18 protein-coding genes are annotated in these 19,739 nt (G+C 48.8%); 10 read left to right on the top strand and 8 right to left on the bottom strand.

All coding sequences use genetic code 11. From position 1 onward, the window contains the following. Positions 1-76 precede the first annotated feature (76 nt). The 3 genes from OM416_RS23180 to OM416_RS23170 form a co-directional block, all read right to left on the bottom strand. Positions 77-1,183, bottom strand: coding sequence for a Glu/Leu/Phe/Val family dehydrogenase (locus tag OM416_RS23180; RefSeq protein ID WP_264933421.1), 1,107 nt, complete (start codon positions 1,181-1,183; stop codon positions 77-79). Between the two features lie 251 nt (positions 1,184-1,434). Further along, positions 1,435-2,064, bottom strand: coding sequence for a sporulation-specific diadenylate cyclase CdaS (gene cdaS, locus OM416_RS23175; protein WP_264933419.1), 630 nt, complete (start codon positions 2,062-2,064; stop codon positions 1,435-1,437). 219 nt (positions 2,065-2,283) lie between these two features. Next, positions 2,284-3,798 (bottom strand): DUF6359 domain-containing protein, encoded by a 1,515-nt coding sequence (locus OM416_RS23170; RefSeq protein WP_264933722.1) that lies wholly within the window; start codon positions 3,796-3,798, stop codon positions 2,284-2,286. 228 nt (positions 3,799-4,026) lie between these two features. On the opposite strand from OM416_RS23170, the gene OM416_RS23165 reads away from it, so the two are divergent. The 3 genes from OM416_RS23165 (at position 4,027) to OM416_RS23155 (ending at position 5,310) form a co-directional block, all read left to right on the top strand. Then, positions 4,027-4,320: a hypothetical protein gene (locus OM416_RS23165; protein ID WP_264933417.1), complete on the top strand. Its 294-nt coding sequence runs from the start codon at positions 4,027-4,029 to the stop codon at positions 4,318-4,320. Positions 4,321-4,473: 153 nt separating this feature from the next. Beyond that, complete coding sequence (locus tag OM416_RS23160; RefSeq protein WP_167350941.1) at positions 4,474-4,629, top strand: hypothetical protein; 156 nt, start codon at positions 4,474-4,476, stop codon at positions 4,627-4,629. 123 nt (positions 4,630-4,752) lie between these two features. Continuing rightward, a complete protein-coding gene (locus OM416_RS23155) occupies positions 4,753-5,310 on the top strand; it encodes a GNAT family N-acetyltransferase (protein ID WP_264933414.1) in 558 nt (185 codons plus the stop codon). A 119-nt stretch (positions 5,311-5,429) separates the two neighbouring features. On the opposite strand, the gene OM416_RS23150 is transcribed toward OM416_RS23155, so the two are convergent. Continuing rightward, complete coding sequence (locus OM416_RS23150; RefSeq protein WP_264933412.1) at positions 5,430-6,206, bottom strand: Crp/Fnr family transcriptional regulator; 777 nt, start codon at positions 6,204-6,206, stop codon at positions 5,430-5,432. A 377-nt stretch (positions 6,207-6,583) separates the two neighbouring features. On the opposite strand from OM416_RS23150, the gene OM416_RS23145 reads away from it, so the two are divergent. From OM416_RS23145 to OM416_RS23120, 6 genes are all read left to right on the top strand, one after another. Further along, on the top strand, positions 6,584-7,015 hold the full coding sequence (locus OM416_RS23145) for a GAF domain-containing protein (RefSeq protein ID WP_264933410.1): 432 nt from the start codon (positions 6,584-6,586) through the stop codon (positions 7,013-7,015). Between the two features lie 106 nt (positions 7,016-7,121). After that, positions 7,122-7,772, top strand: coding sequence for a response regulator (locus tag OM416_RS23140; RefSeq protein ID WP_017691068.1), 651 nt, complete (start codon positions 7,122-7,124; stop codon positions 7,770-7,772). Beyond that, positions 7,765-8,880, top strand: coding sequence for a PAS domain-containing protein (locus OM416_RS23135; RefSeq protein ID WP_264933399.1), 1,116 nt, complete (start codon positions 7,765-7,767; stop codon positions 8,878-8,880). Before OM416_RS23140 ends, OM416_RS23135 begins: the two co-directional genes overlap by 8 nt. A 272-nt stretch (positions 8,881-9,152) precedes the next feature. After that, positions 9,153-9,647, top strand: coding sequence for an Lrp/AsnC family transcriptional regulator (locus OM416_RS23130; RefSeq protein WP_264933397.1), 495 nt, complete (start codon positions 9,153-9,155; stop codon positions 9,645-9,647). A gap of 12 nt (positions 9,648-9,659) precedes the next feature. Continuing rightward, positions 9,660-10,247 carry a chromate transporter gene (locus tag OM416_RS23125; RefSeq protein WP_100527801.1) on the top strand — a complete coding sequence of 196 codons (588 nt, stop codon included), beginning with the start codon at positions 9,660-9,662 and terminating at the stop codon, positions 10,245-10,247. Between the two features lie 2 nt (positions 10,248-10,249). Then, positions 10,250-10,795 carry a chromate transporter gene (locus tag OM416_RS23120; RefSeq protein ID WP_145152194.1) on the top strand — a complete coding sequence of 182 codons (546 nt, stop codon included), beginning with the start codon at positions 10,250-10,252 and terminating at the stop codon, positions 10,793-10,795. Between the two features lie 185 nt (positions 10,796-10,980). Here the strand turns inward: OM416_RS23120 and OM416_RS23115 are convergent, their stop codons facing one another. Next, positions 10,981-13,353, bottom strand: coding sequence for an Ig-like domain-containing protein (locus tag OM416_RS23115; protein WP_264933391.1), 2,373 nt, complete (start codon positions 13,351-13,353; stop codon positions 10,981-10,983). A gap of 212 nt (positions 13,354-13,565) precedes the next feature. Between OM416_RS23115 and OM416_RS23110 the strand changes: the two genes are divergently transcribed. After that, entirely contained in the window at positions 13,566-14,171 is a 606-nt protein-coding gene (locus OM416_RS23110; protein WP_264933389.1) for a methyltransferase, read from the top strand. 309 nt (positions 14,172-14,480) lie between these two features. Here OM416_RS23110 and OM416_RS23105 read toward each other — a convergent pair whose 3' ends face one another. From OM416_RS23105 to OM416_RS23095, 3 genes are all read right to left on the bottom strand, one after another. Then, a complete protein-coding gene (locus OM416_RS23105; protein WP_264933387.1) occupies positions 14,481-15,617 on the bottom strand; it encodes a glycoside hydrolase family 88 protein in 1,137 nt (378 codons plus the stop codon). Between the two features lie 103 nt (positions 15,618-15,720). Then, entirely contained in the window at positions 15,721-17,679 is a 1,959-nt protein-coding gene (locus tag OM416_RS23100; RefSeq protein ID WP_264933385.1) for a glycosyl hydrolase, read from the bottom strand. Further along, a complete protein-coding gene (locus OM416_RS23095; RefSeq protein WP_264933383.1) occupies positions 17,672-19,663 on the bottom strand; it encodes a heparinase II/III-family protein in 1,992 nt (663 codons plus the stop codon). Before OM416_RS23095 ends, OM416_RS23100 begins: the two co-directional genes overlap by 8 nt. Positions 19,664-19,739: the final 76 nt, after the last annotated feature.

Genomic DNA, 19,739 nt, shown 5'->3' with positions numbered 1-19,739 from the left:
ACACGATCCATCTCTGGAATGGAAGTTGTCGATACCTAACAGACAGTTTTCAGATTACACGATGAATGGATGAAGCTTACTTGCGCAATCTCCGGGAACTCAAAGCGTGATGACCATTCTGCAGGAATGTGCTACGCGTATTCTTCATCTGTTCGATCCGTCGCTCAGCCAGACGATCTGCGGCAACATAGGTTGCGATGCCTTCGGTACGTGAGCTTTCGAATATTTTCTCCAGATTGGTATAGATCTCTCCGATCTTGCTCCACGCCCGATCCGCGTTATACCCATTCAGCTCATCTGCAATATTGATTACACCACCAGCATTGATGACGTAGTCAGGCGCGTAAACGATGCCCATATCATACAGTTGATCTCCATGACGGGTCTCCAGTAGCTGATTATTCGCACAGCCCGCTACCACCTTCGCCTTGAGCGTCTTGAGCGTATCGTCATTAATCGTGCCACCCAGCGCACATGGTGCATAGATATCACAATCCACACCCGTGATGTCTGCGGGATCCACAGCGGTCGCGCCGAAGCGATCCACAGCCTGCTTGACCGAGTCCTTATGGATATCCGTAACGATCAGACGCGCACCTTCCTCATACAGATATTTGCATAGATGCATCGCGACATTACCCACACCTTGGACCGCTATCGTTTTGCCTTCCAGCATATCCGTTCCAAATGCTTCCTTGGCTGCTGCCTTGATCCCGCGATATACACCCCAAGCCGTTGCAGGCGATGGATTCCCGGATGAACCATAGCTTGCCGATATGCCTGTTACATAATCAGTTTCCTGATAGATGAGGTTCATGTCTTCTTCCGTCGTTCCCACATCTTCAGCCGTGATATAACGTCCGTTCAATCCTTGAATGTAACGTCCAAAAGCCCGAAACATTGCTTCGTTTTTGTCACGCCGCGGATCTCCGATGATAACGGTTTTGCCGCCACCCAGATTCAGACCGGATACCGCATTCTTATATGTCATACCACGGGCAAGGCGCAGGGCATCTTCAATGGCGGCTTCTTCTGAAGCGTAAGTCCACATCCGCGTGCCTCCCAGCGCAGGGCCTAGTGTTGTGTCGTGTATGGCGATAATTGCTTTTAACCCTGAATTTCGATCCTGGCACAGAACCAGTTCCTCATAATCGTGATGCTCCATTGCTTCAAACCAACTCATGTGCTAACCGTCTCCTCCAACCATTTTTGCGATCCAATCGCAGTGTTCTCTATTTAATTACCATCCTCTATTGTACCCATGAATACCCAGTTTGTGCAAAATCACATCGCAATGTCAGAGACGCATCCAATGATGCATCTCGTATAACGGGGGCTATTAATAGAAAAACCTCTCTCCCTTACAGGAGAAAGGTACACTGCGCTTAACTACATCAGCATATTTGCCCCAAGTAGGCCACTTAATCACTCACATTAAGAAAGGATCTCGACCACATTAATTGGATGCAAATCGCCATCTACAGCGAATGAAGCCTGTCCTGTCTCCTCAGAGACAACCAACACAACGGCGTCCGTCAATTCACTTAATCCCAATGCAGCCCGATGACGAGTGCCTATTTTTCGTTCATGCACTTCCGCTTGCGACAACGGCAGCACATTACCAGCGGATACAATCTGATTACCAGGAATCAGAACAGCTCCATCATGCAGAGGCGCACCGGGAATGAACAGCGATTCCAGCAACGCATGTGTCACTCTCGCATCCACCGCCACCCCTGAATGGATGATCGACTCCAACGGAACTTCGCGTTCAATCACAATCAGCGCACCATATCTCCGGTCAGATAGATGCTGTACGCTCGATGTTAATTCGGCAAACTTCTCGGTAAAGGGTGACAGATAACAATCCAGATAAAACGAAGAGGCGAGTACCTCGATCTGCTTGATCTCCGCACGAATCTCTGCAAATTGTCCCAATAGACAGGCACTGTCATTGTCAAACCGGGATAACGTCAGATTCATTCTCTCCGCCACACGATGGAGGTCCGCCTTGAGCTTCTGCCTCATCGAAGAACTGTCACAGTCTGCTTGCCGATTCATCATTCGTCGCCTCCTTTTTGGGTTGGACCTGTTGTACCTCGCACCACATCATTAGTACCCATAACTTCCCCTTCGGAGCAGGTATTTATGCAATGGGAGCAAGGCTGTATGAGCTAATCAAGTTCTTATTGCAACGGGTATAACAAGCAAAAAAAGAGCCTGTCCGCAAACCTTCACGGTCAGGCCCTATTCGCATAATAATTTGATCTTTGCCTATTTCACTTATTGAGCTTTTCCGTATGAACCTGCCTTAAATGTAGTCGGGTCATACCACTTGTACCCTGCTGCGGGTGCAGCCCATGGCTCAAGTTGCGGCTCGGTCGATGCAGCCGGAGCTTCCATAGGAAGCAGACTTGTTGCCGTATCCAATGTTAGTCCTGGCACTTGTGCCAGACTGGTGTAGCTCTCTTTGACTGCGAGCCATTTCACGGTATTCACGAGGAAAGTAGCATCGTCCACTTCTTTGAATCCATCATAAGTCTTCTTGGTAGCGCCAGTCTCTTCACGCAAATATTTCGGAGTAGCGTCTTCTACAGGTGAGGAGTCGCCGATAAATGCGGCTTTGCCCGCACCAATCTTCGCAATGGCGGCATAGGCTCCTTCAGCTCGTCCACCACCATTGTATACGCCCTGATCCACGGCATTGCCCCACTTGGACACGCCACTTGGTACGTACACCAAGCCTTTGGCCTTGTTCGGGTCCATAATTGCAATGGTCGATCCGGCATGCATGGCTACAGAATTAACCCCAGCCGTAATGCCGAAGGATTGTGCAGGTGTAACGATATCCGATGCGTTCACATCGCCGAGTGCATTGTAGCGGAAACGAACACCAAAGTTCGTCGCCAGCCAATCGGAGCTAATCACACCCTGCATGGCAGGTGATTCAGCTTCGGCCGAGGACATGCCTTTGGCTGGATTCAGGAAGGCACCACGGCGATAACCGTTGAATACTTCGGAAGAATCCCAGCGGTTTTTGTTGCGGTCTGCATTATAGTGGTCGGAGATGAAGAAGATACTTCCTCCGTTCTGTACATACTGCACCAGCGCAGCCTGCTCAGTCGCCTTGAACGGCACGTTGGCTTCGCCGATGACGAAGACGTGGTAATCTTTCAATTTATTATAGGTGATGGCTTGCTCACCAAATGTATACGGGATACTGCGTTCCAGCTGATCCACGGCAAAGCCTGCGTTTCGCAGACCATTGGCAAAATCCGAAAATGCCCCGTCGATAATCCAGTCGGCAGCACCTGCTGTCTGGGCGTGGGTATTATCGAACAACACTTTCTTGCCGGTACCATCCGGCAGTGCTGTGCCTGGGTTCGGTTCTGGATCAGGATTGGTTGTTCCGGAGGAAAGCGTGATGGACGTTGGGTTTTTGACTCCTGCATAGCTGTTGTAGGCACCGAGGGTTCCGGTTACGATGATCTTTTTGCCTACAAGACTCGGATTGGAAGCCAGTCCATATTGCGAACGGAAAGATGCGGGAATCTGTACATCCAATAATCTGGCGTTGGTTCGCTCTGACGCTGAATCCGCAATCAGAACATTAAAATCATTGGCATACGGAGATGTAAACTTGGCTGTAAGTGACCCGGTAGCATGTCCAACGATGATTCCTTCAACCGTCGCCGTTCCTCCACCGCTCTGGGCAGCGATGGCCTGAGATACCGTAAGTGGTGCTGCAGCTTGTACCGGACTTTGCGAACCCGGCCCCAGCAATGCGGTTGCCATCATGATAAAGACCAGGAATGCCCCGATCCAGTGCTGCCATAACGCCTTCTTCATATTCCCTTTCTCCTCCTCCAAATTACCTGATAATGGGTTATCCTCCTTTAATTTAATTGTTCATATGCTGAATTCCTCTATCTTTTTGTAAAATTATTGAAAAAGTTTAGAAGTTGAGTCTATTTGCCCATACTGATGATCATACCTTACATATGTCGAAGGAGTAGATGATAGATAATGACGAAGCTACTATTTTTGGTGCCTTTATTAATTGTCCCGCTGATTATGGCTTATGTTGCTCTTCGTTCCCGGATGGTTAGACGATTATTTCATATTGTTGCGCTGCTCTGCTTCTATAGTGCGGCAACGGTCATCGCTGGCGATGTGTATGCGACGAATGCTCATATGACCACATTCACCACCGAGATCCACCATTTCTTGCTGAATGGCTGGTTCCTGTATCCGGCTGCATATCTGGGTGTATACATCCCCTATGTGCTGTGGATGAGCCTTTTTTCAGAAAAAAGTTGAATTCATTACGGACTTGGGATTGCATTTTGCCATCGTTCATTGCATAATGAGTATATAACTGTGATAATGATTATCATTCTTGAACTTGTCTCTATGTACCTGTCTACTGCATATGATTTTACGATTTTATAGATAAAGGGGAACGAACATCGAATGAATACACCTCTGCAAAAGGCTGACCTGCAGCTTGACGATTACTTGGATCTTCTGAACCTGGCAACCAATCTGGGTGATACGAAATGGCAAAAGGAAATTATTCGCAAGCTGGCGTATACGTATCCCGCAGTTCAATGTAAACAACCACAATAGCATTCGACATACATCATAGATCCACATCATGGCTCATAACCGATTCATTCGTTGAATCTGTTGTGGGCTATTTTTGTTGTACAATGTACATTAAGTTATTAGAACACGAAGGAGTGAACAACGATGCAATTGGAGACTGACAGATTGATCATCCGGGAGATTCGGGAGACCGACTGGGAGAGGATTCATGCCTATACCTCCATGACGGAAGTTACACAGCATACAGCATGGGGACCGAATACGGAAGAGGATACACGAGCATACGTGCAGTTTGTGTTGGACACACAGCAGGCACATCCAAGAGAGGGCTTTGAACTTGCGATATGTTTGAAAAGTGACGGGACTCTCCTTGGTGGAGTCGGCATTCACGTTATGGAAAAAACCAATGCAGAGATCGGTTACGTTCTCAACCCTGCTTACCAGGGGAAAGGTTATGCCGCCGAAGCAGCCCGTGCTTTACTGGGTTTCGGTTTCAACGAACTTGGCATTCACCGGATTTACGCCAAATGTCGACCGCATAACACGGCTTCGGAGAATGTCATGAAGAAGATTGGTATGCAGCGTGAAGGTCTGTTGCGAGAGCATTGGTTCTACAAAGGGGAATATCATGATTCGGTGCTCTATTCGATTCTCGCCAGTGAATATGGGAAGGCCAATGGAGACAAAACGTTACATATATAATTCTTCGCATTCTCCGTGTACACCAAAAAGCTGACACCACTGATACGGATGCCAGCTTTTTCTTATTCTCCGTAACGACCCCAATCGCCAATGGAGGTGAAGCCTCGAACCAAGCTATGTTATAACCGGCACAGCTCTACTGGGCAGCTTGGGAATGTCGGACATCCGCACATGCAGCGCAAGGCTGCCAGATCCCGAATCATCAGTTTGCCGTCCATCATATCCAGCGTACCTTGTTCCTTCCATGCTCCCAGCATCCGCGTTACACTCTCCCGGGTCGCTCCGATCATCTCGGCAAGCTCGGTATGGTTCAGCTTCATGTCCAGCACGATGCCATCCGGTGTAATCTTGCCATACGAGTTGCTGGCACGAATCAGTGTCGAAGCGAGCGCACCCGCCTTGCCATAGAGCAGCAAATCACGGAATCTCGACTGGGTAATCCGCTGCGACAGTGCCATCCATTGCAAGAATTTCAAGGCAAGATCGCCATGTTTGCTGAGTATGCTCTCCAGATCGCTAAGCGAGATAATCGCCAGTTCCCCTTTTTCCGCCATCTCTGCACTATAGCTGTGATTCAGTCCACCGATGCCGCCGAATTCACCGATGAGATCGCCACTTTGCTGAATCGATAGAATAATTTCCTTGCCATCCTCCGTCGACTTGGTCATTTTCACTCGTCCCGAACGAATGTAGTACAGATATCCGGCTTCATCGCCTTCGAGAAAGAGACTATACCCCGACTTCACCCGTTTGGGTTGCATTTTCGCTTCAATCAGGTCCCATTGCTCAGGTGTAACGAACGAAAGGATTCCGCCTGTTTCTCGTGTCATTTTGCCCGCCTCCGTTTGTTTCTGCTCTGTTCTTTGGGTTGTTCTTTCTACAAATACTGTACCCATAACCTTCGTCCCCCTCGGTGATTCCTTATGTATCTATCATATCGCGAAAGTAGCTTCAGGGTTATCGGGGGATTACCTGATCCTTGGCGAGAAACTCCCTGAATTTGCTGTGAGAAAAGTCACATTTCACCGATATGCCTCATCCTTCGCATTTCTTCAAGCCCTTGGTGTACCTGATTCAGGAGTCCTCCACTGCCCAAGTTCAGTAGATTACGGAACGGAAATAGGGGTTTTCCCTGAATTACAATGTACGAGAAAGGGTCTACAATAGAACTAACATCGTAATACCCTTACTTGGAAGATGATCCTTGAACCAAGGTTACCGATATTTTTTAACAGGAATGCTCGATATAATCCGAAAAAGGAAGTGTCCTCTCATGCATGATGAACTGCCATCTGGCATTCAGGAGATGATCGACGGCCTGCGCCTGAACACATCCAGCGACTTCTGCGGACTTGCCTGTCTGAACGGGACGATGCTGCGCTGGAAGTATACCTCTGGGGCTAGTAATGAACGGGTGAAACGCATGGAAATGCGCCCCGGACAAGATCTGGTAGGCACAGCTCTTCGAACTGGACGCACAGCCCTATCTGATGCACAATCCACCGGGGAGCATACACCCGGTCGCTGCCCGTTAATGCTTGCTGAGCGGCTGGTAAGTGCCATAGCGGTACCTGTGTTCCAGGAAGGAAGCGTGCCTGGTGCCGTGCTGCTCGTTGGCAGCAGACTGCCTTGCACCTTTTCACCGGACATGGTCCGGCAGACCGAGCAAGTCGCTCTACATCTTCAGCCGAAGGTGTTTGGATAAGTAGCCTGAAGTAAAGAGAGAAGCCATTCAGAGAATTAACCTCTGAATGGCTTCTTTTTTTGTTATGATATAGATAGAACTGAGGAAGCGGACAGGGGGAAATGATGTGATTCAACTATTAGTTGTAGACGACCATGTTGTCGTGCGTTCCGGGCTGATCGCCTTACTTGAAGGAAAGAATGATATACATATCGTTGGAGATGCCGCAGATGGCGATGAAGCCATTGCCAAGGCTCAAGAATTGAAGCCAGATGTCGTCTTGATGGATTTCAGCATGCCACCAGGCAAAGACGGTCTGACCGCTACTGCTGAATTGAAGAAATTGATGCCAGATGTCTCCATTTTGATATTAACCATGCATGACGATGAAGAATATCTGTTCCGCGCCATCCACGCGGGAGCATCAGGATATATACTCAAAAGTGCGCCGCATGAAGAATTGCTTGCCGCGATTCGTTCCGTAGCAGAGGGTAGCGCCTATCTGTACCCCAGTGCAACTAAGCGGCTGATGAGTGAATACCTGGACAAAGCCAAACAGGAAAACGCCGGACCCTATGACACACTTTCAGAGCGGGAAAAAGAAATTCTATCCTGGATTGCGAAGGGATATGCCAACAAGGAAATCGCCGAACATCTGATCATCAGTGTCAAAACGGTCGAATCCCACAAAAGCAATCTGATGGAGAAGCTTGGCCTGCGTACACGACCGGAACTAGTAAAGTTCGCCATGAAAAAGGGGTTGCTGAACTTTGAGTAGTGCACGCAAGAACAGACTAAGTGGACTCGCAGACCAACCCGTACGGCTCCTGCTGAACGAAATCGACAATCACATTACGGATAATGAATTTCGCAGCAGGTTGAAGGGTTCCCTGCATCAACTGAGTGATCTGAAGTTTGCTCTGGATGAGTCCTCCATTGTTGCCCTCACGGACCGCAAAGGGAAAATCCAGTATGTGAATGATAAATTCTGTGAAATTTCGCAATATGATCGCGAGGATCTGATCGGTAAAGATCATCGAATCATTAATTCCGGATACCATGGCAAAAGCTTTATGAAAAACCTGTGGGACACGATATCCTCAGGTAAGGTTTGGAACGGGGAAATTCGCAATCGGGCCAGAGATGGCAGTTATTATTGGGTCAACACTACCATCGTGCCTTTCCTCGATAACGACGGTGAGCCCTATCAATACCTGGCTGTACGTAGTGAGGTAACCAAGCTGAAATCCGTCGAAGCCGAATTACAGAAGATGATGTCCCAAGTGATGAACATTCAGGAAGAGGAACGACGTCGAATCTCGCGTGAACTGCATGACGGGATTGGACAGAGTCTCTTCTCTCTGGTTATTCAGATGGACCGACTGCTGGCAGACCAGCCTCAACCAGGTGTTGAAGCACTGCGGAAGCAGGTCACGGGCATCATGGAAGATGTGCGCGGTATGGCATGGGAGCTGAGACCATCCGTTCTGGATGATCTGGGTGTTGTTCCGGCCATTCGGACGTATATTGAGAATTACACCCGTCACTACGGAATCGAAGTCGATCTGGAATGTAATTTGCGCAAGCGACTGGAGATGAATCGGGAGATTTCCATATACCGGATTATTCAGGAAGCCTTAACGAATGTAGCAAAGTATGCCGATGTTTCCGAGGCACGTGTTACTGTCGAAGATGCTGAGGACATGACGATGGTTATTATTGAAGACCAGGGGGCTGGATTCAGCGAAGCAACCGCTGGCAATGGCGTTGGATTGTTCAGCATGGAAGAGCGTGCCCGTGGTGCAGGAGGAACGTTAAGAGTGTCTTCCGAGCCTGGCGAAGGGACCACCGTTACCCTTTTGCTTCCCAAGACAGCACAGGGATAACCGGACATGCCTCGTATCGTGCTTTACGTTACACTCCAGCTATCTATTATTTAACGGCTGCTCGCTATTGGAATGCGCGAGTGGCCTTTTTATTTTTTTCAATTGGTCAAAATAACAAAATGAAAGATCAAAATCGGTTAAATTCAATAATCATGATAAATAGATTGACTTGAGTTACGATTCGTCATTAAAATATGAATGCCACATACACATTGTATGATTAACATATTTTCATTGTTCATTTTATATAGCGAGAGAAAAGGATGGTCAACATGTCAGAGAAACGCTCCTCCAAGGGAGGAGAAATTCCGCAAATGTATAATCTCGACGAGATGGATCGCAAAATCATCGCGGCGCTTCACAAGAACAGTCGGATATCCTATACGGATCTGGGTACTCAGATCGGGTTGTCACGTGTAGCAGTCCAAGCACGCATTAATGCGTTATCCGAAAAAGGAATCATCGAACGCTTCACCGTTGTGATCAACCCTAGCAAAGTTGGGCTTCAGGTCTCGGCCTTTTTCAATGTCGATGTTGAACCGCCCTTCCTGGATGAAGTCGCTGAGAAACTGGATGAAGAGCCAGCCGTCACCAGCCTTTATCATATGACAGGCCCGAGTACCCTGCACATGCACGGTATTTTTGCGGATATGGAAGAGATGGAGCAGTTCTTGCTCGAGAAGCTCTACAAGATGCCGGGCATCGTCAAAGTGGAATCACAACTGTTGTTAAAACGTTATAAAAGCCGGATGGGCATGAGACTCTAGGAGGAAATCAGCATGGGTTGGAAAGATTACAACGGTCTCGTCATTGGAATGGTACGAACCGGAATTCTCGGATATGGCGGCGGCCCTTCGGTGATCCCGTTGATCCGTTACGAAGCCGTTACGCGTTACAAATGGGTCAGTGATGAGGAGTTCGGCGAGATTTTGGCTATCGCCAATGCCCTGCCGGGTCCCATCGCGACCAAAATGGCCGCCTATCTCGGTTATAAAACCAAAGGTGTACTGGGCGCGATTGTGTCCGTACTCGCTCACATTTTGCCGACAAGCATTGCCATTATTGCGTTGCTCGGTTCCATGTACGCGCTACGCGAGTCGAAAGTGGTCGCGGGCATGGTAGCCGCTGTTCGGCCGGTCATTTTTGTCATGCTGGGCATGATGGCTTACGAATTTGCCATGAAAGCCTGGAAGGGACTTGGTAAAGTTTTTGCCGCCCTCTTCGGTGTGATTGCCTTTGTACTGTTGCAGTTACTGGATATCCATCCAGGGATTGTGATCGCGGTTTTCCTGGGATATGGTGTCTTCCATCTGGATCTGGTCCAGCGCTTCAAATCCAAAGGCAAATCCGATAAGGGGGTGTCCTAAGGATGCTCCAGACATGGTGGGAATTATTTTGGGGATTTTTCGTAGCAAACATATTGGGATATGGGGGCGGCCCGGCGTCCATTCCGCTAATGCAGGAAGAGATTGTGAACCATTACCAATGGATGACCACAGAGCAATTCGGTGATGTACTGGCAATTGGTAACGCCCTTCCCGGCCCAATTGCAACCAAAATTGCTGCATTCGTCGGTTACCACGTGGCAGGCTGGTTTGGAGCATTTATCGCAAGCTTTGCTACAATCGTACCTTCCGCTACCGCACTAATTTTATTACTTCGTCTCTTGAACAAACATCGCACGTCACCGAAAGTCAAAGGCATGACCTTACTTGTGCAACCTGTTATCGCTGTGCTCATGATTCTGCTCACATGGGAATTTGGTCAGCTATCCACTGATTCCATCGGCATCTGGCAGACGTTGATCATTGCAGGCATCTCGCTCTGGGTCATGACCAAGACCAAGCTGCACCCAGCCATTCTGATCGTGATCGCTTTTGCCTATGGTGCACTGGTACTATCTCATACGATGTAGTGATAGAACATACAGGGAACGTCATAGAACCACTTGGTTATACATCTGCAATGGGTGTATGCAGGGGTTCAGGACGTTTCTTTTTTTAATAGTTTATATACAAAAAAAACGGTGATACCCACTATTAAGCTGGGCATCACCGTTTAATATATTGCACGTTTTACGCTCACATTGGAAAAACCAATTTACTTCGCTTCAACCACTACGGTTACTTTGGTTTTCACACCTGCAAATGTCACCGTAATCGTTGCTTTACCTTTGCCGTTCGCCTGAATGATTCCATCTTTCACTGATGCTGTCGCAATACGGGAAGATTTCCAAAGAGCCGGTTTGGATACATTGGCTTCACTGCCATCGGCATACGTTGCAGTAGCCGCTACAGTTACCTTTTCACCAGGTTTCATGGTCAACGTTACTTTATCCGTCTGCAAATATTTCAGTGTATCTACATCTACAGCAATGGTGACAGACTTACTACCGTATTTGGCAGTGATTTTGGCTTTACCAGAACCTGTAGCTTTGACTTTGCCTTTGGTCACTTGAGCTACTTTGTAGCTATTCGTTTTCCATTCAGCTTTGTCCGTAACATCACGCTCGCTACCATCGCTCAAGAAAGCAGTTACCGTCAGATCAGCTGTATCGCCTGATTTCAGGGAAAGAGCCGGTTCGGAAGCTTCAATACGTGAGATGACATCCACTTCGACCTGAATAGTTACTTTTTTAGCGCCGTATTCTGCCGTGATGTTGGCTTTACCACTGCTGTTACCTGTGATCACACCTTTTTTCACGTCAGCTACACGTGCGTTGCTGGATTTCCAAGTTGCTTCGGATGTAACATCCAGGGTGTTGCCGTCCTCATCGGTACCTGTTAGAAGGATGGTCTGTGTTTCTTTAGCGGACAGAACAACGAAGTTCACATCTGCTTCCAGCCCACTAGCCATACCTACTTCGACAGGCAGAGTCAGCGTTTTGCCTTCAATTTTCGCAGTAATGGTTACTTTACCTGTAGCAACACCTGTGATAACCCCTTTGCTATCTACCTCAGCGATTTTGTCGCTGCTGCTGCTCCAGGTTGCATCTTCGGATACATCTTTGGATGTTTCACCATACAACGCCAGTACTTTGGCAGAAGTCGTTCCACCAACAGCTACTGATGCTTTTTTCTTATCCATTTCATACTTGTCCGGAACGTCTACATTTACTGTGAATTTAACCGTTTTACCGCCATAAGCTACAGTGATCGTAGCCGTACCGGATTTGTACGCGATCAGATCGCCGTTCGATACATATACAACATCTGCATTGCTTGAAGTCCATGTTGCTTTGGAAGTTACAATTTCTGTGCTTGCATCAATATACTCTGCATTGGCTACCAATTTTTTGGACTTGTTCTCACCTGTAACACTCATGGCGAGCTTGTCAGTCACATCTTTGATATCCAAATATCTTGCCGTATCTACATCCACAGCAACTTCTACGGTTTTGCCACTATAAGTTGCTTTGATTGTTGTTGAACCTGCACTAATCGCTGTGATCTGTCCCTTGAATACCGTTGCAACCTTTTCGTTGCTCGATGACCATGTTGCTTGATCCGTTACATTCACATCGCTGCTGTTTGGATATGAAGCCGTTACAACGACATTAGCCGTTTTGGTTGTATCACTCAAACGGAAGAAAATATTTTGTTTCACCACACTCAGTTTGCTGGTCAGATCCACATCCACGTCAACGGACACGGATTTCGTACCGTATTTGGCTGTAATCTTGGCAGAACCTGCCGAGTATCCTGTAATTTCGCCTTTAAGAACGTCTGCAACCTTCTCATTGCTGGATGTCCACTCCGCCAGATCCGTTACATCTTTGGTTGTACCATCTGGATAAGTAGCCGTTACTTTTACACTTTCACTTTTGTTCAACAACAGATTAACCTGTTGTTTGTCTACATCTACACGTTTAACCACTTCAACGTTAACATCCACCGTCACACTTTGGCTGCCAACTTTGGCTGTGATAACCGCTGTACCTGCGCTTTGTCCAGTTACTTTACCATTCACAACGGTAGCAACTTTCTCATCACTGGTAGACCATTCTGCGGTACTTGCTGCTGCATTATTTGTTTCATTGTCACTATACGTTGCTGTCAAAATAATTTCTTTCGTATCTCCCGTGCGCAAATCCAGACTTTGCACGTTTTTCGAAAGAGCTTTGACCTTCTTCGTCACTTTCACTTGAACGGTTTGACTTTGACCCTGGTAAGCTGCGGTAATCGTCGCTGTACCTTCCTTTTTGGCTGTAATTGCGCCATTATATACAGTTGCTATCGAAGTATCACTGGTACTCCAGGATGAACTGATCGTTACGTTTGCTGACGTATTATCAGAATATACCCCTGTCACCGTAACGGAACTGGAATCACCAACTTCGAGCGACATTTCATTCTTGGAAACCACAATTTTGGACAGTTCTTTGTCTGCCGCAGCGGCCAAGCCTACGTTGGATATACTCAGTATCAACACCAGCATCATCACCATGTACTTGGTCAATCTTGGCTTTAACATCATTTCCCCCCGATTATCATCATTTTTTTCCTTATGTTTAATGTCGGCAAGTCCTTTCCAGATGTTTAGACTTTCAGGAAATTTTCAGGGAATTCTGTGGAAATTAATTCATGCTCTCTTCATTTTCTAACTAATTCATACCTGCGAATATTGCGCATAACCTATGTATAGTGATTGTCTTGAACTTCATTTCACAGGATCGGGGGAAACATATGCGTCAGCCTTTTGATTACAAAGGATATTGGGAGCAAACGTATCGTTCGGGTGAGACTTCCGGAAGGGGATCATACGGGGTATTGGCCGAATTCAAAGCCGAGGTTGTGAACGGACTGATCCAGCGTGAAGACATTCATCGAGTCATTGAGTTTGGATGTGGGGATGGCAACCAGTTGCAATATATGAACTATGAGGATTACCTCGGCGTTGATGTCGCTGCCTCTTCGGTAAAACGCTGTGCTTCCCAGTTTGCCAAGGATTCGTCCAAGAGCTTCATGCTATATACACCTGGTCTGTGGATTAACCGTGGTTTCCTGCAAGCCGATCTGACGGTCTGTTTGGATGTGTTATATCACATTACGGATGAAACCGATTTTCGCAATACCCTCTATGATGTTCTGCACGCTTCCACAGCATGGGTGGTGTTATACACGCGTTTGAAAGAAAACGGCAATCCGGGGATCGATACGATCCAGGACCGTAATTTGTTCGATTATCTCTTCGATTATCCTGATTTCAAAGTTCATGAGATTATTCCGCAACGCTATCCGGATCAATCTTCTGCCGACTTTGTTATTCTGAGACGTACACCTTCGAAGTGAGATAAATTATTTCTATTTCTAATAGAACATACTAATTAAGCCTGCACCCCAACAGGAACCGCACGAGTGGCATCTTCGTATCAAGAGAATCTTCGCTGATCTTTCTTCTATTAGATATCATCATCCTGCCCGCTCATCTCGCCTTCAATAGAAGGGATACCATTCCTAATACTGGAGACTGCCTCACGCGGACAGGTGATGATGGTTACAAATATAACTACTGACTATTTAATACCGAATATATAACTGATTTAAGAATTGGATCTCTTACCTTCAGTTCCTCCAGCTTGTAGTTCTCAATTCTTCTTTTTAAAATAACCCCTCACGTCCACGCAGCTTCGCCAGCGCTTCCATATAGAAATAATCGCCGTATATAATCGGCACATTCAACCCTCGCCCTTCCGGGTAATGCACCGTTCCCTGCATGATCAGACCTTCTTCCGCTGCTGAGTCGCCGGAGCTATAGTTCTCATGCAAGCCGCGGACGATACGCTCTCCGGCGGCGGCATAGGTTTCCCCGCGTGGCGACAGCTTCGCCAGCTCCAGCAACCCGCTCGCGGCAATCGCCGCAGCGGACGAGTCCCACGCCACCTGATGCTCCGCAGGTGCGCGGAAATCCCACACCGGCACGATCTCTTCGCCAAGCATGGCGAGGAAGAAATCGGCCGCGCGCTCCGCTGTCTCCAGATATCGGGCTTCGCCCGTATACCGGAAAGACAGCGCAAACCCGTGCAACGCCCAGGCGGTGCCCCGCGCCCAGGCGGAACCTGGAGCATGGCCCTGTCCGCCATGCTCTCGCAGCTTCTGCCCCGTGTGTGGATCGAACTCCACTACGTGGCAGATGGACCCGTCAGCGCGGATGAATTCGCGCGCCACGGTGTCCGCATGCGCTTCCGCCAGCCAACGGAAGCGAGGATCGCCGCTCTGCTCGGATGCCCAGTAGAGCAGCGGCAGGTTCATCATGCTGTCAATGATGGCTACGCCGCGCGTATCCATTGCTGACGAGCTGAAGTTCCAGGCGCGGATGAACTCACCGCGCACGTGGAAGCGGGCAGCGAGCAGGTTGGCGGCAAGCATGCCACGCCGCCGTCCATCCGCACTGCCCGTCTGGCGGTAGTTGGCTACGCCACTAAGCAGCCAGATGAACCCCAGATCGTGATCGACCGATTCGGGATCACGCAGACAACCCTCCAGTTGCCGCTCACAACTTTCGGCAATGCGATGTAGCGGAGCCACCGCTTCACTTTCTGGCATATCCTCATAGACCAGCCATAACAATCCAGGCCAGAAACCAGCTGTCCACCATTCCGGATCATTCCGGTCATACGTCCCTTGCGGGGCAATGTGTGGAAATGTATCCTTGATCCGCTTTGCATTCCGAATCGTTTTGGCAGCTCCCTGTTGCCACGCTTCCTCGAGCCATTTTACCGACGTTGATGTGTTCATGAACATATCCCTCCTCGATTCAATACCGGACATCTAGCTTGATGCTCCAGCTGATCCTCAACTTATCTATAGCGTCGTATGCCGTAACTGCAATAACTATCTGTTAAATATCACTAACCTCACCCAATCGGATCGAAAATGTCAGACTACGGGCTCCGCTCACTTCAATTCGCGCTTCCTTCAGCAACCCATTACGGGAAGCCACAGCCTGCTCCTCCAGATGAATAATGGCTCCCTGATCCAGCGCTGTAGATTCTACATAGGCCCCCCGATACTCCGTTCGTACCCTATGATCCGTATGGGTGATTACCGCCTGTTCACGACCATCATGGAACATCAATGGAATGAGTGCACCTGCCGCCGTGATCTCACCTTCGAATTCATACGTTATGGTCAGCACATCCGCCTGTTGTACATAATGGGTACGCAATGTTTCAATTCCGGGTAATGGACCGACCCATGTCACGGCAAAAGCATTCTCCAAGGCAGTTATGCCATCTTCTGCCGTTCTTTCCGCCAGATGCTGCTCCACTTCATTCCGCGAATCATAGTCCACCTTCTCATACACAATGGAACCACCTCCCTGAGCAGGGTCTAATCCAACATCCCGATCATAAGCACCACCGGATGGAATGCCCTCTGCAAGGCTATGCCATACCCCATCTGGTGTCTTCCAGGCAGGACAGTAGCTGAGCGGACGGACCTCCCCTTCGGCAAATTCCGTGAATCCGGCCTGCACATGGCTGGCGGCGGACGGACCAATCAGACCAGGTAACCCCATCTGCTGAATCCGTACCAAACCAGGGATCGTATACGGATCATTCATCGCCGTTTGTAATACCAGCTGCTGACCAGGTATGGAAGCAATCACGGTTTCGAACCACCCATCGGTCTGCAAAACTCGGCTGCCCACCTCGGAAGGAAGGTACACTTCGCCCACATCCTCTCCCGGATCACTGAGACAAGCGTGGGCCAGCGCTGCTACCGTCCACAGGTTGTAACAGGTATGGTTGGTATAGATCTCATACCCGTGGCGATCTTCTGGCGCGTATTCATTGCGTACAATTTTCAAGCGCCCATCATCCATTTTCCAGCGCTCTACAGCAGCAAAACACCGATTAGCCGCACGTGCAAAAGCACCCGCCATCACCCGATCTCCCGCCTGCAAAGCTAGTTTTGCATGTGTGGAGCATACATAAGCCGCGGCTGCCTCGTTCCACTGGTGATGGGAGCTGCGACCACGCGGTGGAATCTCACCTAGCGGTGAGAGCGTCAGTAGCGAGCTGAACGCACCATGTCGCAACTGCTCACGTAACGTATCGGCAGTAGCTCCCTCGTAACCAGCTTCAAGCATCACCCCAAGGTGATACCGGGTGGCAATATCATAGGAAAATGGACAATTTGGGCGATCCAGCGGTCCATCCTGATACAACCCAAGGGCTGTAAATCGGGGCACATGATAGGCTTCTAGATAACGATCCATCCACGCAGTACTCTCATTCGCCAGCTGTTCACGCCACCGCAGATACTCGCCAGAGATCATAATGGCGTTCCAGTTAATCATGCGGTTGGGATTGTTCATCTTGCTCATCGTAAATACATAATCTTGTTCTGGATCAATCGTCTTAAGTGCCTCAGCCCAGATCTGTGCTTGTTCAGGCAGATGTGATTTCAACAACATATAAGCTCTCATCATAAGCACCGGAAAAAAATCGGGGTGATTGTCTGGTGCACTACCTTTGACCACGACATTAATGCTCTGTGACAGGGCTGCCGCTGCGGAATCAATAAGATCTGTACGTCCCGCATCAACCAGAACCGCCGCAGCCATCGCATAGGCTGGTGTAGAATAATACCTCTCCACACCCGAGAACGGATCGATAATTGCGCCTTGGCTGTCCTGATATGGTGTGTAAGCGCGAACAACACTCTCAACAAGTGCCAGCTTACGATCCCTATTCCAGCCGTCTGCCGGAGCGGGACCCGCTTGTTCTGCCAATGAACGGTAACGTTCGAGTTCATCTTTCCATGGATACGTGGACGCGGATGTATATTTACTCATGCATGCTCACCTCGGTTTCTCCCATTTTCGGTTCAATAATGAAGCGCACTTCACATACCGTTTCAAGCGGATTAGGACTTTCTATCCGAACATCCGTCTCATCAATCACACCTGTCCATGACAGTGACGTCCGATAGAATGTGATGGGAACATTGTCATGATCAACTGTGTCTATTGCCTCCGTAAGGACTTGCCACTGGTTCGCATCATACGTCATATGGACCGTTCCATGTACACCTTGCCAGCGAAGATTACCGCTCTTCACCACCTCAGGCTGCACTCTACTCATCCATCGCTCCACAACGCTTGAACATCCTGCATCTGAATCGTCCACCGAAGAGAAGGATTCAGCCGAAGACACCCTCCTGCTTTTCCATTGAAAACGGTCAATCAGACGCAATTCTGCTCTATCTTTGCTACCGTCAGGAGATATTTCCCAATGAAATTGGCGCGTATAACGAGCCAGAGAAGCAACCCCGGAGTACGCGGATGTCAGATCCAAAGTAGTATCCAGCTCACCGCCACCCTCTGCCAGCTTTGTCTCTAACACATGGGCTTGCGCTTGCCTACCCGAGCTTTGCTCTTGGCCTTCAATGAGCGGAACGCTATGACCGGATGACGAGATGTGGAACAGTTGCTCTCTGCCTGGTGCAAAATACGCTTGGGTATATAACCCTGCTCCTGGATCACACAGAATATTCTCACCACCGCAATGGATAATGAACTGACCCAGATCATTATGGTTGTGAGGTTCATCGTTATGCCCGCCTTTAATGGAAATAGCCACATGAAGAGGTTCGCCGTTCGTACGTTTTGTATCCGGAGAATCGAGCGAGCCTTTTGCAATCATCCAGCCCAGGTTTTGAAAAATAAATCCACGTTCAGCCAGTCCAAAGGCTCCTTCATCACCATACACTGCCGGATCGCTCCACATTACGTTGCGCAACAGATGAGCCCAACGACGACAGGGATCATCGGTCAGCAGTGGAAGATGAAGCGGCAGATCCACCTGCAACCCAACCCGGGATGCGAGCAGGGATAGCAATCCGGAAGGGACCTCTTCCTGCTCGGCACTGTCCGAATAATTCACATATGTGCCGCCTGACAGATGAACTCGCAGCGGGAAGGCTGCGATGGCTGCTATTTTTGAACCCGTCAGCAGATTTATTTCGCCCTCACTATATTCACGAAGCATCTCGGCATAATAGGTGAAATAACCAAATCCATATACCCAATATCCAATGCCTTCGGCACAGCCGCCATCCTCGCCATAACCGCTCAGGAATGCGTTCATACAGCTGATCGTATGGGAGATCGATTCCTGTAATGTGGACTCATCCTTGAGCAGCAACAGTGCGGCCATGCCACAGCACCCACCACAGACAGCAGACCAGTTGTGATCCGCCGTCTGCCAGTGGAATTTCCGTTGATCCCGGTAAAGCGGGGTGAAGATACGCCTATCTGCTTCAGACCTGATCCGCTCTATGACAAGGCCGTCCAGCCGCTCAGCGTGAATGGACACAATCTCGGCCAGCATATGTACCGTCTCTGCGGCGAACAGATCGATGTTCCCATGGACCTGGTTGATTTCACCTGTACCCAGATGCGCGGGTAAGCACCACGTATACTCACCACACACGTCCCACAACATTTCTTCCAGCGCTTGCAGTGCATCCGGCCTAATCGTGTCCAATGCGAGCATCGCCACAGCAGCCAACCGGCCCCTCCGATCGAAATAAGCCTCTTCATAGGCTTTCCGCTCACCCGTATCTCTGAACTGGCGATATAGACGGAACGTTAAGGAAGGCATGGGTTCAATCAAAGCGCGTTCACCATATGACTTCAAATCCGTGTATAGCGTAGCCAATTCAGGCCGGGATAACTTCTCTCGAAGTCTGTTGGCACTTAGGGAACTCACTGCTTTGTTCTCGTTTCCACGCTTGTTTATGTTTTCATTTTCGACTTCGTGAATGGAATCTACCACTGGATTCACCACTCTTCGTTAATGGATTGTCATACAAACATTATAATGTAATCGATTTCATTTTACCGGATATGAT

This window comes from Paenibacillus sp. LS1, assembly GCF_026013365.1.
GTDB lineage: Bacteria > Bacillota > Bacilli > Paenibacillales > Paenibacillaceae > Paenibacillus.
The sequence above is the reverse complement of the archived record's forward strand: the minus strand, read 5'-3'. Positions and strand labels throughout refer to the sequence as shown.

Excerpts from the sequence above, each read along its gene's own strand:
- OM416_RS23180 (WP_264933421.1), bottom strand. The coding sequence starts at position 1,183 with ATGAGTTGGTTTGAAGCAATGGAGCATCACGATTATGAGGAACTGGTT.
- cdaS (WP_264933419.1), bottom strand. The coding sequence starts at position 2,064 with ATGATGAATCGGCAAGCAGACTGTGACAGTTCTTCGATGAGGCAGAAG.
- OM416_RS23170 (WP_264933722.1), bottom strand. The coding sequence starts at position 3,798 with ATGATGGCAACCGCATTGCTGGGGCCGGGTTCGCAAAGTCCGGTACAA.
- OM416_RS23165 (WP_264933417.1), top strand. The coding sequence starts at position 4,027 with ATGACGAAGCTACTATTTTTGGTGCCTTTATTAATTGTCCCGCTGATT.
- OM416_RS23160 (WP_167350941.1), top strand. The coding sequence starts at position 4,474 with ATGAATACACCTCTGCAAAAGGCTGACCTGCAGCTTGACGATTACTTG.
- OM416_RS23155 (WP_264933414.1), top strand. The coding sequence starts at position 4,753 with ATGCAATTGGAGACTGACAGATTGATCATCCGGGAGATTCGGGAGACC.
- OM416_RS23150 (WP_264933412.1), bottom strand. The coding sequence starts at position 6,206 with ATGGGTACAGTATTTGTAGAAAGAACAACCCAAAGAACAGAGCAGAAA.
- OM416_RS23145 (WP_264933410.1), top strand. The coding sequence starts at position 6,584 with ATGCATGATGAACTGCCATCTGGCATTCAGGAGATGATCGACGGCCTG.
- OM416_RS23130 (WP_264933397.1), top strand. The coding sequence starts at position 9,153 with ATGTCAGAGAAACGCTCCTCCAAGGGAGGAGAAATTCCGCAAATGTAT.
- OM416_RS23125 (WP_100527801.1), top strand. The coding sequence starts at position 9,660 with ATGGGTTGGAAAGATTACAACGGTCTCGTCATTGGAATGGTACGAACC.
- OM416_RS23120 (WP_145152194.1), top strand. The coding sequence starts at position 10,250 with ATGCTCCAGACATGGTGGGAATTATTTTGGGGATTTTTCGTAGCAAAC.
- OM416_RS23115 (WP_264933391.1), bottom strand. The coding sequence starts at position 13,353 with ATGTTAAAGCCAAGATTGACCAAGTACATGGTGATGATGCTGGTGTTG.
- OM416_RS23110 (WP_264933389.1), top strand. The coding sequence starts at position 13,566 with ATGCGTCAGCCTTTTGATTACAAAGGATATTGGGAGCAAACGTATCGT.
- OM416_RS23105 (WP_264933387.1), bottom strand. The coding sequence starts at position 15,617 with ATGAACACATCAACGTCGGTAAAATGGCTCGAGGAAGCGTGGCAACAG.
- OM416_RS23100 (WP_264933385.1), bottom strand. The coding sequence starts at position 17,679 with ATGAGTAAATATACATCCGCGTCCACGTATCCATGGAAAGATGAACTC.